The sequence below is a fragment of the Microbacterium sp. LWH10-1.2 genome (assembly GCF_038397765.1).
Taxonomy (GTDB): domain Bacteria; phylum Actinomycetota; class Actinomycetes; order Actinomycetales; family Microbacteriaceae; genus Microbacterium; species Microbacterium natoriense.
The window spans coordinates 3,034,274-3,051,099 of record NZ_CP151638.1; the positions used below are offsets into that span (position 1 = coordinate 3,034,274).

Annotated in this window: 10 protein-coding genes; all 10 read right to left on the reverse strand. The window is 71.6% G+C overall.

Annotated elements, in window-relative coordinates; genetic code table 11:
* Positions 1-102 precede the first annotated feature (102 nt).
* From MRBLWH10_RS14450 to MRBLWH10_RS14495, 10 genes are read right to left on the reverse strand one after another with little or no spacing between them, the layout of a single operon-like run.
* Complete coding sequence (locus tag MRBLWH10_RS14450) at positions 103-4,602, reverse strand: FtsK/SpoIIIE domain-containing protein (RefSeq protein ID WP_341940432.1); 4,500 nt, start codon at positions 4,600-4,602, stop codon at positions 103-105.
* A gap of 43 nt (positions 4,603-4,645) precedes the next feature.
* Positions 4,646-6,184: an RDD family protein gene (locus tag MRBLWH10_RS14455; RefSeq protein WP_341940433.1), complete on the reverse strand. Its 1,539-nt coding sequence runs from the start codon at positions 6,182-6,184 to the stop codon at positions 4,646-4,648.
* Positions 6,181-6,888, reverse strand: coding sequence for a hypothetical protein (locus MRBLWH10_RS14460; RefSeq protein ID WP_223587192.1), 708 nt, complete (start codon positions 6,886-6,888; stop codon positions 6,181-6,183). The genes MRBLWH10_RS14455 and MRBLWH10_RS14460 overlap by 4 nt, the downstream gene beginning before the upstream one ends.
* Before the next feature lie 14 nt (positions 6,889-6,902).
* Positions 6,903-8,528, reverse strand: a complete 1,626-nt coding sequence (locus MRBLWH10_RS14465) for a serine/threonine-protein kinase (protein WP_341940434.1) — start codon at positions 8,526-8,528, stop codon at positions 6,903-6,905.
* A complete protein-coding gene (locus tag MRBLWH10_RS14470; protein WP_341940435.1) occupies positions 8,525-10,009 on the reverse strand; it encodes an FHA domain-containing protein in 1,485 nt (494 codons plus the stop codon). Before MRBLWH10_RS14470 ends, MRBLWH10_RS14465 begins: the two co-directional genes overlap by 4 nt.
* Positions 10,009-10,824 carry a protein phosphatase 2C domain-containing protein gene (locus tag MRBLWH10_RS14475; protein ID WP_105673869.1) on the reverse strand — a complete coding sequence of 272 codons (816 nt, stop codon included), beginning with the start codon at positions 10,822-10,824 and terminating at the stop codon, positions 10,009-10,011. The genes MRBLWH10_RS14470 and MRBLWH10_RS14475 overlap by 1 nt, the downstream gene beginning before the upstream one ends.
* Entirely contained in the window at positions 10,821-12,191 is a 1,371-nt protein-coding gene (locus MRBLWH10_RS14480) for an RDD family protein (RefSeq protein WP_341940436.1), read from the reverse strand. The genes MRBLWH10_RS14475 and MRBLWH10_RS14480 overlap by 4 nt, the downstream gene beginning before the upstream one ends.
* On the reverse strand, positions 12,188-14,593 hold the full coding sequence (locus tag MRBLWH10_RS14485) for a transglutaminaseTgpA domain-containing protein (protein WP_341940437.1): 2,406 nt from the start codon (positions 14,591-14,593) through the stop codon (positions 12,188-12,190). The genes MRBLWH10_RS14480 and MRBLWH10_RS14485 overlap by 4 nt, the downstream gene beginning before the upstream one ends.
* Positions 14,590-15,846, reverse strand: a complete 1,257-nt coding sequence (locus MRBLWH10_RS14490; protein ID WP_341940438.1) for a DUF58 domain-containing protein — start codon at positions 15,844-15,846, stop codon at positions 14,590-14,592. Before MRBLWH10_RS14490 ends, MRBLWH10_RS14485 begins: the two co-directional genes overlap by 4 nt.
* The gene (locus tag MRBLWH10_RS14495) at positions 15,846-16,817 is read right to left on the reverse strand and encodes a MoxR family ATPase (RefSeq protein ID WP_341940439.1); all 972 of its coding nucleotides are present in this window, start codon (positions 16,815-16,817) and stop codon (positions 15,846-15,848) included. The genes MRBLWH10_RS14490 and MRBLWH10_RS14495 overlap by 1 nt, the downstream gene beginning before the upstream one ends.
* Positions 16,818-16,826 lie beyond the last annotated feature (9 nt).

The window sequence follows — 16,826 nt, forward strand, 5'->3', positions numbered from 1 at the left end:
CACCTCCGGTAATCGAATTGGACCGGACCTCTCCGGCCCGACACCACCAACTTTACGAAACAACACCCCCCACCGCGATGGGGAGGACTCCCCATCGAACGATCACCCCTCGACGAGCGGCATCTGCACGGTGACCTGACGTCCGGCCTGCACGAAGATGCCGCGGCCGTCGGGGAAGTCCGTGCGCTTGACCTTCGGGAAGGGCACCTTGAAGACGGCGTCGCCGTCGAAGGCGTCCGGCTTGAGGATGATGCCCTTGCGTCCGGCCTTGAAGTCTCCGATGAAGCCGAATCCGCTGGTCACCTGCGTGACGTCGGCGTCGCCGATCAGCAGGTGGTCGCTGCGGTTGATCGCCTGGAACAGCGCCTTCATCTCGCGCTCGGCGGGTCCGTCGGCGAACTGCGGCACGTCCTCCACCACGATCAGCATCCGCACGGGGACCGTCTCGTCGACGGCGATCTCGGCGATCTCCTTCGCGAGCTCCTTCGCGTCCTCCGGCGTGACGGCGCTGCGCGTCCAGTCGGCGTACTCCTTGAGCTGCGCACGCCGACCGCCGAAGTGGAACAGCTTGATCTCGGGATCGAAGCGGCGCATCGATCCGATGATCGCCTTCAGCGCATTCGTCTTGCCCGACTGCGGCGGCCCCGCGACCACGAACGTGCCGACCGGGTCGAAGTCGCGTGCGGCCAGGGTGTCCTCCGCGATGCCGAGCACGGGGAACTCCCCGATGCGGTCCGGCAGCTCCCGCGGCGAGAGCCGCGTCGGCAGTGCGCCGATCTCGGCGACCTCGCGGGCTCCGGCCGCGCGCAGCTCCGCGGCGAGCACGCCCTGCAGCTTCGTCTGCTCCGCCACGTTGGGAGTCCCCCCGAGGGTGGCGATCTGCGTCTCCAAGCCGTCGACGATCGCGCGCCCCGGTGCGGAGCGCTCGTCGAGCACGTCCTTGGGCGCGTTCAGCATCGCGTAGCCCGACTCGTCAGAAAGACGCAGCACGACCCGGCGCGACACGTTCGCGCTCACGGCCGTCGGCACGGAGCCCGAACGATCCGCGCTGGCGATCACGTGGACGCCGAGCGGTCGCCCCTCGCCGAGGATCCGCATGAACGTCTGGTAGAACGGCATCCTCGCGGTCGTCGACTCCCACTCGCTGCGGAACTGGGGGAAGCCGTCGATCAGCAGCAGGATGCGCGACTCGGCCGTGCCGGTGATCTCGCGGTACTCCGTCAGGCTCGACGCGTTCGCCGCGCTGAACCGCTTGCCGCGGTCATCGAGCACCCTCGACAGCGAGCGCAGGATGCGCTGCACGCGCTCGGCGTCGTCGCCCGAGATGATCGAGCCGACGTGCGGGAGCTCTTCGAGGCTCTTGAGCGAGCCGGAGCCGAAGTCGAGCCCGAAGACCTCGACGTTCGACCGGGCCGGGTCGAACCCCGCAGCGATCGCCAGGGTGCGCAGCACGGTCGACTTGCCGGAGCCGCTGGTGCCGTAGACGAGCAGCGAGCCGTCCTTGTCGGGGTGGAAGTACGCCGGCTCCTGCAGCTGGCGCTCCGGCACGTCCATCTTGCCGAGCAGGATCTGCCCGTCGCCGAGCACGGGCAGATCGCGCATGTCGACGGCCCGCTCGAGGTCGTCCAGCCACGGGCGCCGAGGTGCGGGGATGCGGGCGGCGGTCGCCGCCTTCACGAGCGTCGCGACGATGCGCTTCTGGTCGTTCGGGCCGAGGTCCTCGTCGTGCGAGTCCGACTCGGGCGCCTGCTCAGCCTCCCAGGTCTGGATGGAGCCGAACCGCAGCTCCGCCACCTTGACCTCGGCGGCCTGCACCTCGTCGGTGCTCCAGCCACCCGCATAGGCGGACTGGAAGGGCACCAGACGCCCCGGTCCGGTCTTGGCGATGCCGCGGCCGGGGAGGGACGGAGGGAAGGATGCCGCCACCGGGTCGTCCACGACGTCCTTCGAGTCCGACTCGTCGGCCATGCGCAGTGCGACGCGCAGGTTGGTGTTGGCGCGGAGGTTGTCCTTGATGACGCCGGCCGGACGCTGGGTGGCCATGATGAGGTGGATGCCGAGGGACCGCCCGCGCTGGGCGATGTCGACGACGCCGTCGACGAACTCCGGGACCTCTCCGGCGAGCGCGGCGAACTCGTCGATCACGAGCACGAGCGCGGGCGGCGTCTCGGGGTCACGGCGCTTCTCGAGTTCGAGGAGGTCCTTCGCCTTCTTGCGGTTGAACAGATGCTCGCGGTGGTGCAGCTCGGCGCGCAGGCTGGTGAGCGCGCGCCGCACGAGGTGCGGGCTCAGGTCGGTCACGAGCCCCACGGTGTGCGGCAGATCGACGCAATCGGCGAACGCGGAGCCGCCCTTGTAGTCGACGAAGAGGAACGTCACGCGGTCGGGGCTGTGCGCGGCGGCCATGCCGAGCACCCACGCCTGCAGGAACTCGCTCTTTCCGGCTCCGGTGGTTCCGCCGACGAGGGCGTGCGGTCCCTGGGTGCGCAGGTCGAGCGTCATGGCGTCGGTCTGCGACTGACCGATGATGGCACGCAGGTTGCCGGCCTTCTTGAGACGCGACTGCGGCGCCCCCGAGCGGTCGATGATCGTGTTGTTCTGCCGCCACCGGTCGATCACCGCGTTCGGGTCTGTCGCGAGGTCGGCGCCGATCAGCGACAGGAACATGACGGAGTTGGGGATGTCGGAGGAGTCCTCGATCACCGTGCTGGAGTCGACCACCGGCGCGAGCCGCTTGGCGAACATCGTCATGTACGAGTGCGAGACGCCCTCGACCTGCACATCGGGATAGGCGACGCCGCTGCGCACGGTGCCGACGGTGGCGTGCTCGAGCCCGCGGCCCACGTCGACGAACGTGCGGCAGGCGGCGGGCAGCGCCGCCACCACGGGGGCGACGAAGAGGCCGTACACGCCGACGTCGGCGCCCCGCTCGAGGATCTGCGTGAGCCGGGCGCGGTCGACCGGCGCGTCGTTGGTGACGATGACGAGGATCGCGGTCTGGCCGGGGAACGTCGCATCCTCCGCCGCCCGCTTGACGTCGGTGCCGAAGAGCATCGGATCCCAGTCGTCGCCGTAGGGCGGCCGCTGCGACTTCGCCTCCCTGGAGCGACGCATCACGATCTCCTCCAGACCCGACAGCAGGGCGGCGCCCGTGGAGGCCGAGTCGGCGAGGGAGACGTCCTTGAACGGGTTGCGCTCGCTGGACGTGTGCGGCAGCCACTTCAGCCAGTCGAGCTCGTTGGCCCAGCCGGGTTCGGTGAGGGCCACGGTGACCAGCTCGTTCGGCGAGTGCATGCCGAACAGCTGCACCGCGATGCCGCGGAGCGCGTCGCTCGCGAGCGATGTGGGACCGGCGACGCCGATCGAGCCGACGCTCTGCAGCGATTCGAGGATCGGTACGTCGCTGATCATCCGGTAGCGCTCTTCGAGCCGGTCGACGCGCTCGACGTACTCGACCAGAGCCTCGGGCGTCTCGGTGCGCTTGATCGAGGTGCGCGACTCGTCTTCGCAGACGCCGAGCCGCACCGAGAGGAAGTTCCAGTGCTCAGGGCGACGGGTCCACAGGAGAGGGCCGAGCCGCATCGCCTCGTCGAAGACGACGGCGACGGCGGGCACCTCGTTCTGACGCACCTCCCGCTCCTTGGGGTGGGAGTGGTAGAGCTTCTCCTCCAGGCGCTCGAACTGCTCCTCGAAGGACTCCGCCTCCTTGCGCAGCCGCTGGCCGAGATTGGTCTTCTGCGAGATGAAGTTGCCGAACATCATGAGCGGCGACATGAAGATCACCAGCAGCGCGCGCGGATTGTCGAACATGAAGAACGTCACGGCGCCCAGCAGGACCGGCGCGACGAGCATCGGCCAGGGGAAGAGGCGCTGCACCTGGTCGCGGGGATAGCGGGGCTCGTCGAGGTCTTCTCCGGTGAAGCGCTCCTCGACGCGCGGGCTGCGGTTGAACAGCAGGGCGCCGCCGCGTTCGAGCACGGGGTCGCCGGACGCCGAGCCGTCGAAGTCGCCGACCAGGTGCACCACGAACTCGCAGTCTCCGAGCGTGAAGTGCTGGCCGGGGATGACGCGCAGGCGCTGCACGAGACCGCCGTCGACGAGGATGCCGTTCGCGGAGTTCAGGTCGACGAGCTCGACGAAGGTCGCGGCGACCTCGATGCGCGCGTGGCGCTTCGAGATCAGCGGATCGGCGATCGCGACGTCGTTCGCGTGATCGCGGCCGATCATGAAATGACCGATCGGCAGCGGGAACTCCTGCCCGGCCGCGGGACCTGCCACCACGGTGAGCACGGCCGCTGGGCGTGCGCTCGCCGAGCCCGTCGACGCGCGGTTCGCGCCCACGTTGACCACCTCGGCGAGGAAGCCGGAGCCGATCGGGGCGTCTCCGACGAGGAGATCGGGGCTGAGCATGGTCAGCTGATCGCTGGTGGGCGGTGCGACCGACAGCGTGAGCACGTCGGAGGGGCCGGCGGGGATGCTGCGCAGCGGGTCGGTCGAGGCGATCTGTCTCGCGACGTCGGCGACCGTCGCCGTCGAATCCGCCATCACGACGACATCCGTCAGCGGGGCCGAAGGGCGCCGCAACGTCAGCTTGACTCTCATCGTCCGTCCTCACCGCGCCGCAGGCGCGTTCTGCACTGTCGCGTCATACCCGTTCGACCTGGAGCGTGCGGTCGCCGAACCGCACCGTGTCGCCCGCCTTCAGCTCCACGGGGTGGCCGGGCGCCAACGCGGTCTCGGAGCCTCCCCGCACGATCGCGCTGCCGTTGGTCGACGCCCGATCGACGACGAAGAGACCGCGGCGAGCGGGCATCACGGCGATGTGCGTCTTCGACACCGAGCGGGTGTCGTCGAACACCGCCACGAGCTGGGTCTCGCCCTCTCCGGCGGCCGGGCTCGGCGAGCGGCCGAACAGCGTGGTGCCGCGGACCTCGATGCGCTCTCCCGTGTCGAGCACGAGCACGGCGCGCACCCCGGCCGGGGCGGCAGGCGCGGAAGCAGGGGATGCCGGCGCGGGAGCCGGGGCCGAGGCGGGAGCCGGGGCCGAGGCGGGAGCCGGTGCCGAGGCGGGGGCCGCGGATGCGGGACCCGGCGTCGAGGCGGGAGCGGGGGTATGCGGGGGCGGGGTCGGAGCCGCCACGGCTGGAGCAGACGCAGGGACCACGGCCGGGGCCGCCTGGGTCGGAGCTGGCGCCACCGGAGTCACCGGGGCCGGGGCCGGAGCGGGAACCGCAGCGGGCGCGGCGCCCGTCGGCTGCGGGGCGATCACCGGAGGCACGAACGGCGCGGGCTCCGCGGCGGGAGGCGCGAAAGAGGACGGAGCCGCAGGGGCCGGCGAGGGCGTGGCGGCCCCTGTCGCGAGAGAGGGGGGCACCGCCGACACCATGGAACCGGAGACCGGCGGCTGCGCCGCATCGGGGGCTGTCGGAGTCGAGGTGCGGTGTGCGCCGATCACACCGCCGGACAGACGCGCGCTCGGCACGTACTCCGCAGGGGCATCGCGATCGACCGGCGTCGCGAGAGACGGCAGCGGCGCCTGCTCCTCGACCTCCGGGGTCTTGACGCGCTTGCGGGCGATGCGCATGCGCTTCTGGTCGTAGGGGTTGAGGCCGCCGCGCACGTCGACGAACCAGGTCGCGGCCGCCAGGTCGAGCCAGCCGCGTCCACGGCGCTCGGTGTCGAACAGCGGCGAGAGCGCGATCACGAGCAGCGGCCCGATGAGCGGCACCAGCAGCGACGCGTACGCGACGAGGTAGCGCACCACGGCGCCGCGCCAGAATCCGGGGCGCTCGAGCGTGCGCACGTTCACCGAGCGGATGCCGCAGATCGCCTTGCCGAGCGTGACGCCCTTGCGTCCGTGCAGCACCAGCTGCACCACGACGTACGCGGTCATGAGTCCCTGTGACACGGCGACGGCCACGATCGCCCAGACCCCGTTGGCGCCGCCGAAGACGGATCCCAGGTCGAGGGTGCCCGAGAGGGCCTGCGTGAGCGGAGGTGTGAGGACGATGATCGCCGGCAGGGCGATGAGCACGGCGACGAGCCATTCGATCAGCGCCGCGAGCACGCGGGATCCTCGGCCGGCCGCACGGAGTCCGAGCGAGGCGGCATAGGCGGGGTCAGGGCGTCCGTGCGCGTCGAGGCCCTCGATCACCGGGGCGTGATCGTCGATCTCCCAGATCACTCGGACTCCCCCTCTGCCTCGTCGGCGTGCGCCGTGTCGAGCAGCGGCAGGTCGTCCTTCGTCACCAGACGCGAGGCGATCACGTGCTCGACGAGACGCGCTCGGCGGTTGGTCGCGAGCAGGCGCTGCCCTCCGCGCATGCCGGGGACGCCGACGCGGTCGAACTTGTCGCACACGTTGTCGAGCTTGCGGTTGAAGCGGGTGACCGTCCATCCCAGGCGCTCCGCGGCCTTCGCGGATGTCGGGATGTCGCTCATCCCGGTGCCGTCTCTGCGCAGCTGCGGCTCCGCGAGTGCGAGGATCAGCAGCTTCTGGCTGAGGGTGAGCGGCACGTCGCCGATGGTCGAGGCTCCGCCGTCGTCGTGCTCGCGGCGCGTGGCGCGGAAGGTCGGCTCGGCGGCGTGCACCGTCAGCTCGTAGGTCGTGGGGCCCGCGCTGAACACGATCGTCGTCATCTCGAACACGAGCGGCAGCCGGGCGCCCGGCGCGAGCCAGGCCTGCACCCCGCCGGCCGAGTCCGTCACCGTCGCCGTGAGGCGGGTGCCGACGTTCGACAGCCACCACAGGCCGTCGGCATCCGTGATCTCCAGGAAGTGGCGGTGCAGGAAGAGATTGTCGTCCAGCTCCAGGTCGCCCTCTCGACCGACCACGAACCGACCGCCGCGCTCCAGCGGGAAGAACTCCCCGGCGAACTCGACGGTCACGCCGCTCGTCCCGCTCACTCGACGCACCCCCGCACCGGCTCCGACGCGCGGCCGTCGTCACGGCGCAGCATCACGTCGACGCAGACCTTCCCCGCGCCCGCCGTGAACTGCGCGGTCGGCTCGGTCGTCTGCTGCGGGTCGATCTCGCCGGACACCTCGACGACGTTCCAGATGAACGAGTCGCCCTCCTGCGGGTCCTTGTTGGTCCAGGTGAACGCGATCTGCTCGCCCGTCCTGGTGCCGCTGAGGTCGCCCACCTTCGGCACGACGTCGGAGACGACGTCCTGCGGGTCGGGGGCCTCCGACGTCGCCTGCGGAGTCGGTTCGATACCGGAGACCAGGATGTTGAGCATCACGATCGCGCCGACGACGACGGCGACTCCCGCGACCGAGAGCAGGATCCAGAGGCCCTTGCGTCCTCGAGGCGCCTTCGACGCCGTCTGCGCTGGGGCGTCGACGACGGGAGCGACGGGCGGGGCGGCGGATGCCGCGGCATCCGGGGCGAGCACTCGAGGCGCGCGCAGCAGCGTGCGCTCGTCGGCATCCGCTCCGAGCACGGGAGCGGGCACCCGGATCTGGGTCTCCTCGATCGACGGCGCCTGCGCGGCGGGGGGCGAGTCGAAGCGCGGGACCTCGGGGAACACGACGGCCGGCGCCTTGCGCTCCGTCGTCGCCGACGGACGTGTGAAGGCGGCGACCTCGGGGTCGATGCTGACGATCTCCCTGACGCGGGTCAGCCCGTCTCCGTCGTCCTCCTGCTCCTCGGCCGGAGCGTGGTCGTCGACGATGTCGATCGGGGTGACCGAGTGCGACAGCTCGATCTGCACCTTCTGCAGGGCGCGGGCGAAGGCCACGGCGCTCGGGTAGCGGTCGTCGGGGTTCTTCGCCATCGAGCGCTCGAGCAGGCGCTGCAGGCTCTCCGGGGAGTCGGGGCGCGCGAGGGGCGGCAGGGCGGCGCGCTCGATGCGCTCGATGAGGTCGGCGCTGGAGTTGCGCTCCCCCACGCGTTCGAACGGCGAGCGACCGGCCAGCAGCGTGTACAGCGTCGCACCCAGGGCCCACACGTCCGTGCGCGGCCCGCTCTGCGGCGGCTCGGCGAACGACTCCGGCGGCGACCACGGGATGGACATGCCGGATGCTTCGCCCGTCGCGCCCGTCGTCGAGGCGATGCCGAAGTCGGTGAGAGCCGGACGGTTGTACTCGGTGACGAGGATGTTCGCCGGCTTGATGTCGCGGTGCAGGACCCCTGCCCGGTGAGCGGTCTCGACCGCACCGGCGACCTGCACGCCGACGCGCAGCGCCTCGGCGACCGAGAACGGCTCCTTGCGCGCACGCAGCTGCAGGTTCGGCCGGGGGCAGTATTCCATGACCAGATACGGGCGCCCGTCGCCCGCGACGCCGGCCTGGTAGATCGTGACGATCGCCGGATGCGTGGAGAGCATCGCCATGACGTTCGCCTCGTCGGCGAACTCCTGCGCGGCGCCGCTGGAGATCCGGTCGGCGAGCAGCACCTTGACCGCGACCCGGCGGCGCGGCATCTGCTGCTCGTACAGGAAGACGTCGGCGAACCCTCCGGTGCCGAGCGGCTCCACATAGGTGAAGCCCGGCAGCTGCGGGGGCGGTGAGGGGCGACGGGTCACGGCAGGTCCTCGAAGGCGACGGTCACTCCGTCTCCCAGGTCGACGACGTCTCCGGACAGGACGAGCGTCTGCTCACCGGGATGCAGTCGAACGGGGTCGGCGCCTGGGCGCAGCAGCGTCGAGCCGTTGGTCGTGTGCAGGTCGATCACGACGACGGTGTCGGCGTCGGGGCGCACCTCGAGGTGGCTGCGCGAGATGTCCTGCTGAGGGCTCTCCACCGCGACGAGATGCGGCAGGTTCTCACCGCTGGCGCGGGTGGATCGCGGCCGCCGGCCGATGATCACGGTGCGGTCGAGTTCGACCACCTGGCCCGTGGAGACGCGGATGCGGCCGAATCCAGCCGAGGCGACGGGGATCACCTGGGTGGGAGCGTCGTCGGCCACCGGAGGCTGCTGGCGCAGCGCCCGCAGCTCGGCGGCCGAGATGGTCGCTCCGTCGTGGTCGCCCTCGGCCACGATCGGGAAGGGCGGAGGCGGCGGAGCGTCGACGAAGCTCGGCGCGGTGTGCACGGTCTCGCCGAAGAGCTGATCGAACTCGTCGATGTCGCTCAGGGGGGACAGCGTCTCGGTGGGGATCAGCGTGACCCCCTCGACCTCGTCCTCGGCCGACGGGTCCTCGTCGGTTGCCGCGGCGGGCGCCTCATCCTCGTCGGACGGCACCGCGGCGGGATCGGACGGCGCCTCGACCGGCTCCGGGAGAACCGGGACCTCGTCGACCACCGGCTCCGCGGCCGCCGGCTCGGAGACCTCGGGCGCCGGATCGATCGGGGCCTCGACGGCTCCGTCCCCGGCAGACGGCTCGTCCGCCGCAGCGGATGCGGGAGCGCCGACCGGGGCGGCTCCGGCGATCGGCGGCACGGGAGCAACATCGACGATCGGCGGCACGGGAGCGACGAGAGGCGGGGCCGGAGCGACAGCCGCACCGAACAGCGCGAGCGCCGGAGCGGGCACGCCTCCCAGGACCGCGGCGGACACGCCGCTCTCCTCGGACTCGATCACCGGGGCCGGGCCCAGCACGGCGACGATCCGCTCGGCGTCGCTCGCCTCGAGCTCAGCGCTCACGGCCGCGGCCCGCACGACCCCGCTCTGCACCGGGAGCGCGGAGACGGCATCCGACTCCTCCACCGTGATCTCGATGCGGGTGGCGCCGCCGACGAAGCGCTCGCTCCAGGTGGTCACCTCCGCGCCGGTGAACTCCTGCGCGGACTCCGTTCCGCTGCTGATCCTGGCCACGACGCCGCCGCGCAGCGCGATGCGGACGTCGGTGCCCTCCGCGACGGCGGCCGCGAACGGCGGCAGCGCGGAGAACGATCCCCCGACGCTCGTCGTGAGCACGTCGACCACGCTGGCGAGGGTCTTCTCGGCGGGGAGCCTGTCCCACAGCCGCGCGACGAGGTCGGCGGGCGCGTCCGGCGGCAGTGCGACGAGAGCCCCCGGAATCACGATCAGGTGCCACTGTCCCGGTCGATAGATCGTCTGCATCAGCGAACCCCTCCTGCTGCCTCGCGCGGACGCGTGTCCATGTCGATGTCGGTGTCGTCGGTCTCCAGCAGCGTGCCGGGCCGCGAGGCCACCGACACGGCATCCGCGATCACGACCGTGATGTTATCGCGTCCTCCGGCCTGCAGGGCCTCGGCGACGAGAACGTCTGCGGCCTCCTGCGGGTCCGTCGTCAGCGTGAGCACTTCGCGGATCCGCCCGTCGGAGAGCTCGGAGGTGAGGCCGTCGGAGCACACCATGATCCGGTCGCCGAGCTCGGCGGGGAAGAGCCAGTAGTCGGCATCCCCCGTGCTGCTCGCTCCGATCGCCCTGGTGATGATGTTGCGCCGCCGATCGGTGGCCGCGTCCTCCGGCGTGAGCTGCCCCGCCTCGATGAGCTCCTGGACGACCGAGTGGTCGACCGTGATCTGCTCGAGCTCTCCGTCGGCGAGACGATACGTGCGGGAGTCTCCGATGTTCAGCGCGAGCCAGTAGCCCATGCCGTCGACCGAGGCGATCACGACGCCGCTGAGCGTGGTGCCGGCGCGCCCGTTGCCCGAAGTCGACAGATGCTCGACGCCCTCCCGGGCCCGCTCCAGGGCGAAGCGGACGTCGTCGAGTGCGAGGGATGCTCGGCCGATGAACAGCGCGAACTCCTCGATCACGGTGGCGCTCGCGCGCTCTCCCGCCTCGTGGCCGCCCATGCCGTCGGCGACGACGAACACGGGCGAGCTCGCCAGGTACGCGTCCTCGTTCAGGGCGCGCCGCAGCCCCGGGTGCGTCGCTGACCCGGTGGTGACGACGAGTCCGGGCCTCACGCGTAGCCGCCGACCGTGACGATGCGATCGCCGATCTCGATGGCGTCGCCGAGACGCACGGGCACGCGCTGGCCGGCGGGGCAGGCGATGCGCTGGCCGTCGCGCACGATGGTCATGCCGTTCGTGGAGTGGCGGTCGAGGACCCAGCCGCCGGAGATCTCGGATGCCGCCTCGAAGTGCGTCTTCGACAGCGACAGCGTCTCATCGCGCACGGGCACGAGCACGGCGCCGTCTTCGGGGGCGGGGTTGCGGCCGAAGATCGTGCGTCGCGACACCGGGACCCTGGTGCCGTCGTCCCACGTGAAGATCAGGCGGTGGCCGGGGATGCTGATGCGGGTCTGCTCGAGCTCCGCCTCGTCCTCCGCGCCGTCGACGGGGAAGGCATCCTGGGCGGGCGGCGCTGCAGGAGCGGGCGGCACGGCAGGGGCGGGAGGCACGGCGGGAGCGGGCGGCACGGCGAGGGTCGGCTCGGCGGCGATCGGCGCTGCGGGCGCCGGGCGCTGCACCACCGTCTCATCGAGCGACGGGTCGAGGTCCGACGCCGCCGGAGCGGCAGCGGGCTCGGGTGCAGCCGAGGCCGGGGGCCGGGGCTGGGTGACGCCGGGCACGAAGGCGATCAGCGACCCCGCGTCGGCCTGCTCGACCGGCTCCGGGTGGACGGTCGCGGGCTGAGCAGCCGGCGCCGGCTGAGCCGCGGGCACGGCCGGAGCCGGAGGAACCGCGGGTGCGGCGGGGACGATCGGCGCGGCGGGCGCCGCGGGTGCCGCGAACGCCCCGGGGTGCTGCGGCGCGGCCGGAGCGGGGATGCCGGGGACCGGCGGCGCAGCGGGGATGCCGGGGAACCCCTGGGCCGGAGCCACCACGGGGAACGCCGTCGTCGCCGGAGCGGCGGGCTGCGCCGGAACCGCCGTCGACGGTCGCCGCGCGTCGAGCACACGAGCATCCGCGACCCGGTCGTGCCAGCCCTGGAACCGGCCGGAGCCGTCGAACAGCGGGGAGAAGTACCCGACCACGACGCTCGCGGTGAGCCAGAAGACGATGTTGCGCAGCAGAGCGCGTCCGAAGCGGATCGGGGAGCCGTCGGTCGCCGAGGCGAGCCGCACGCCCTGCGCGCGCATGCCGAACGAACCCTTGCCGGTCTGCATCGCGGTGTAGGCGACGGCCCAGCCCATCATGACCAGCAGGAGCAGCCCGTAGCCGATCGGCATCACGATCATGAGATTCTCGATGGGCCTGGTGCTGAAGGCGATCACGGCGACGACGATGAAGCCGACGATCGCGATCGCCCCGGCGATCAGGGCGTCGATCAGATAGGCGATCGCGCGCCGCGGGATCGGCGCGCTGCTCTCGATCGCGGGCTGGCTCATGGGGTCTCGCTCTCGGGTGCGGGGGGCGTCTTCGCAGCGGTGCTGCTCTTGATCGTGCCAGGTTCACGGCGGACACGCGCGGCGGCGGCATCCTTCAGGTTCTGCATCCCGGTCGCCACGGCGGTACCGCCCATCAGCGAGCGCAGGCTCAGGCGCGCCTTCATCCTCTTGAAGAAGCCCGCCTCCTTGCCGAGCCCGCCGACGAGTCCGTCGACCTCCGCCCAGAACGCGTCCACGTCTTCCGGGGTCGGATCGGCGGGTCCGAACACCTCGGCGTCGGCGCGCTCGGCGAGCGTCGTGACCTGCGGGAGCGCGAGGGCCGTGGCCACGGTCGCGGCCTCCTCGACCCTGGTGCCGCCGGGCGTGACCCTGGCGCCGTAGTCGACGGCGCGATCGGTCAGCTCGTCCCACCCGCCGCTGATGCGGTCGGATGCCCTGGCCGCGTTGCGCCGCGAGCGGCGCTTGGCCGCCTTCCACGCGCCGATCACGATGAACGGCGACGCGAGCAGCGCGAGGATGCCGAGCGTGATGCCGCCGACCGCGAGGATGATGCCGATCAGCCCCGCGAGGTTGAACGTCTCGTCCTCGCCCTTGCGGTCGTCTGGCAGCGTCGGCGGGAGGTCGACCGGCTCCTGCGGCGGGGGCGGCGGCTGCAGCACCTGCGGCTTGGGGTCGACCTTCGGCTTGGTGTTCTGGTCGTTCGGGACCTTGTCCTCGGGCGGGGTCGGGTTGAAGGTGAGCCAGCCCACGCCCTCGAAGTTGACCTCGACCCACGCGTGCACGTCGTCGCCCGTTGCCGCGAACTCGGGGTCCCCCTCGCGCTCCTCGTCGGGGTAGTACCCCATCACCACGCGGGCCGGGATGCCGACCTCGCGCGCGAGCAGCGCCATCGCGACCGCGTACTGCTCGTCGTCGCCGATCATCTGATCGCCGCCGATGAGCGTCGAGATGCGCTCGGCGGTGTGGCCCGCGCGCGAGAGGACCTCGCCCTCCAGACCGTGGCTGAAGAAGCCGCCCTCGGCGAGGAACGTCTCCAGCGCGCGGACGCGCTCGATGGGCGACTCGGCGCCGGCGACGGTCTCGGACGCGAGGGAGGTGAGCTCCTCCGGAACGTTGCTCTGCTTCGGGAGGGGCACCTTGCCGAAGTCGACGTCGGCCAGCTGGGTGTCGTCGAGCGGCGCGGGCATGACCGTGTCGATCGTGTAGCTGTCGCCCTTCTTGAGCTTCGACGTGACGACCGCCGTGCCGGTCTCGGCGTTGTAGTAGCCCGTGCGGCGCAGCTCCTCTGCACGACCGCCCGTGAAATCGATCGCGGAGACGGCGCCCGCGTCGGGCACCCACACGCCGTTGTAGCGGTCGATGTCGACCTTCAGCGTGACCGGGACGCCCTCGGCCTCCGGTGACATGTTCGACCGGAGCGGCGCGAACGCGCTCGACGAGTCGGGTCCGCCGTCGGTGACGTTGTAGACCATGCCGTCGTACTGATCCATGACGGCGATCCGGATGCGCGCCCCCTTGGGCAGCCCCTTCACGGTGAACAGCGTCTCGTCTGCTTCGTCGCGCACGTTCTTGCGGAAGGACTGCAGCGGACTCGGATAGTCGCGGATGTTGAACGGAGGGATGATGACGTCGCGGAAGACGTGCCGGGGCTGCGCCGGCGCGGCGACCGCGCTCGTGGCGATGCCCGCACCACCCGCGACGACGAGCACCGCCGCACCCGCGATGAGGCGGCGCATGCGCATCTGGGTGGCGCGAGAGGAGTCGACCTCGCTCACCGACACGGCGTCGTTCTGCGGCGCCCACAGCTGGCGGAGCGCGAGCCACGCGATGGCCATGACGGCGAACACCAGCCCCTGGGCGAGCGGGAACGCCGGCTCGGGCGTTCCCAGCACGATGACGAGCATGAGCAGTGCACCGGCGGGGATCAGCGCCCAGGCGACCCGAGAGAGCCGGAGGGCGAGGGATGCCGTCAGCACCGTGCCGACGAGCGCGAGCAGGAACGGCACGATGAGGTGCCCGTCCGCCGCCGCCACGGGGGCGACGGTGGTGAGCATCTGCTTCCACGAGGTGACCGTGCCGAGCGCGAGGCGCTGGAGGGTGTCGAGCGTCGGCACGACACCGAGGAGCGTCGTGTGCGGCAGGGCGAGGGCGCCGCCGAAGACGAAGTACGCCGCGACGGTCAGTCCGGCGATGATCAGGATGCCCCAGCGGCGCCAGGCGGCGACCGCGGAGATCGCGAGACCCAGGAGGATGCCGCCGATCGCGGCCGGGAGGTACGAGCCGCCGGCGAACGTCGGCCAGAAGCCGACCATGGAGACGCCGACGAGCAGCGCGGACGCTCCGAGGTCGAGGATCCAGCGGCGCAGCGGCAGCGCCGTGGCCGTGGTGGCGGGTGCGGTCATGCGAGAACCTTCTGGAGCGCGAGGGGGATCTGCTCGAGCGAGCCGACGGTGACGACGTCGGCGTCGCCGATGCGGCGGAGCGCAGGAGAGGATGCGGAGCGGTCGGCGACGATGGCGAGAACGCGTGCGCCGAAGGGCAGGCGGGAGCATGCGAGACGGAGGTCGTCCGAGCGCACCTTGGACCCGCAGATCAGCACGACGACGCTGGCGAGGGGCATGGTCCGGGCGACGACGCCGGCGAGGTCCTCGATGCCGCCGCGGCGGGGCTTGGAATGGGTCACGGCCGACAGCGAGTCGAGCAGCTGCTTGCCGGTGCCCGCGGGGAGCTCGCGCCCCTGCACGCGGACGTCGACGCGCTGCGAGTCGCGGATGGCCCGCAGGCCGATGGAGCCGGCGACCGAGATCGCGAGCTCGAAGTCGTCTCCCGTGGCGTACTCCGCCGCGGCGCGGGAGAGGCCGATCACGAAGTGCGAGCGCCGGGTCTCCTCGTACTGCCGCACCATCATCGTCCCGGTGCGCGCGGTGGACTTCCAGTGCACGTGACGCAGGTCGTCGCCGGGCTGGTACTCGAGCAGGGCGTGGAAGGAGACGTCGTCGCGCGAGAGGTCGGCGGCGGGAAGACCCTCGAGGTCGCGCAGGTACCCGAGCGACTGGCCGTCGAAGAGGATGGTCTTCGGATGCACGAAGAGGTCGACGGGGTCGTCGCGGCGGTGGGCGCGCTCGAACAGGCCGAGCGGGTCTCCGCGCACGACGCTGACGGGGCCGACCTTCACGACCCCGCGCTTCTGCGTGGGGATGGCGAAGAGCTCCTCCGCCTCCTCACCGGGCGCGAGCCGCCGGATGCCGAACTCGCCACGGCCCGATCCGACGGGCAGCACCACACGGGAGGGCAGGATCGCCCTCGTCCCGTGGTTCGCGAGCTTCAGGCCGCCGACAGCGCGCTCCCCCACGACGACGCGCGTGCGCGCGAGGTCGAGGGACACGTCGTAGGCGGTACGCCCGATAAGGAACAGGGCGCACAGGACGACGGTGATCGCGATCACGACGGCGGCGACGGTGAACTCCGCCCATCCGGCCACCTGACCGAGGATCCAGAAGCCGATGGCGAGCGCCATCAGCACCCACGCCAGCGGCCGAATCGCCGCGGTGACCTTGCGGAGGCGCGCGAGGCCGCGCGCACCGATGACCGCCGCGACGTCGCGCCAGCCGGCGTCGCGGGCGATCGGCGCAGCCTCGAGTGCCTCCGTCGTCATCACGCGGCCGATCGCGCCTGCGGCGCCGCGATGTTCTCGAGCACGCGGGCGATCACGATGTCGCTCGTGGTGCCGGCGAACTCCGCCTCGGCATCCAGCAGCAGACGGTGCTGCCAGACCGGACGTGCGAGGGTCTTGATGTCATCCGGCAGCACGAAGTGACGGCCGTGGGCTGCCGCCCACACCTTCGCCATGCGCACCATCGCGATCGCGCCGCGGACCGAGACGCCGAGGCGGATGGCGGGGTCCTTGCGGGTGGCCTCGGAGAGCTCGGCGACGTAGCGGAGCACGGCGGGCTCGACGTGCACGGATGCACCGAGGTCGGCCATGTCGGCGACGGCGCTCGTCGTGATCACCGCGGACAGCGCGGCCGACGGGTTGCGGTCGGATGCTCCGGCCAGGATGCTCTCGGTGATGGCGAGATCGGGGTAGCCGATCGAGGTCTTGATCAGGAACCGGTCGAGCTGCGCCTCCGGCAGCTTGTACGTTCCCGCCTGCTCGATCGGGTTCTGCGTGGCGATCACGAGGAACGGCCGGCCGGTCTCGTGGGTCACGCCGTCGACGGTGACGCGCGACTCCTCCATGACCTCCAGCAGCGCCGACTGCGTCTTCGGCGACGCGCGGTTGATCTCGTCGGCGAGCACGATCGAGGCGAAGATCGGTCCCTTGTGGAACTCGAAGCGGTGCGACTGCTGGTCGTAGATCGTGACGCCGGTGACGTCGGACGGCAGCAGGTCGGGGGTGAACTGGATGCGGGCGCTGGTGCCCTGCACGGTCGCGGCGAGCGCCTTCGCGAGGCTCGTCTTGCCGGTGCCGGGGGCGTCCTCGAGCAGCACGTGGCCCTCGGCGAGCATGGAGGCGAGCACGAGCGAGACGATCTCGCGCTTGCCCTGCACGGCCTTGTCGACGTTGTCGACGAGGCGGGTGAAGGTGCCCTGGAACCAGGCGGCCTGTTCGGGGGTCATTGTCATGAGCGTGGT

Coding starts and splice junctions, on each gene's coding strand:
- MRBLWH10_RS14450 (WP_341940432.1), bottom strand. CDS start 4,602: ATGAGAGTCAAGCTGACGTTGCGGCGCCCTTCGGCCCCGCTGACGGAT.
- MRBLWH10_RS14470 (WP_341940435.1), bottom strand. CDS start 10,009: ATGCAGACGATCTATCGACCGGGACAGTGGCACCTGATCGTGATTCCG.
- MRBLWH10_RS14480 (WP_341940436.1), bottom strand. CDS start 12,191: ATGAGCCAGCCCGCGATCGAGAGCAGCGCGCCGATCCCGCGGCGCGCG.
- MRBLWH10_RS14485 (WP_341940437.1), bottom strand. CDS start 14,593: ATGACCGCACCCGCCACCACGGCCACGGCGCTGCCGCTGCGCCGCTGG.
- MRBLWH10_RS14490 (WP_341940438.1), bottom strand. CDS start 15,846: ATGACGACGGAGGCACTCGAGGCTGCGCCGATCGCCCGCGACGCCGGC.
- MRBLWH10_RS14495 (WP_341940439.1), bottom strand. CDS start 16,817: ATGACAATGACCCCCGAACAGGCCGCCTGGTTCCAGGGCACCTTCACC.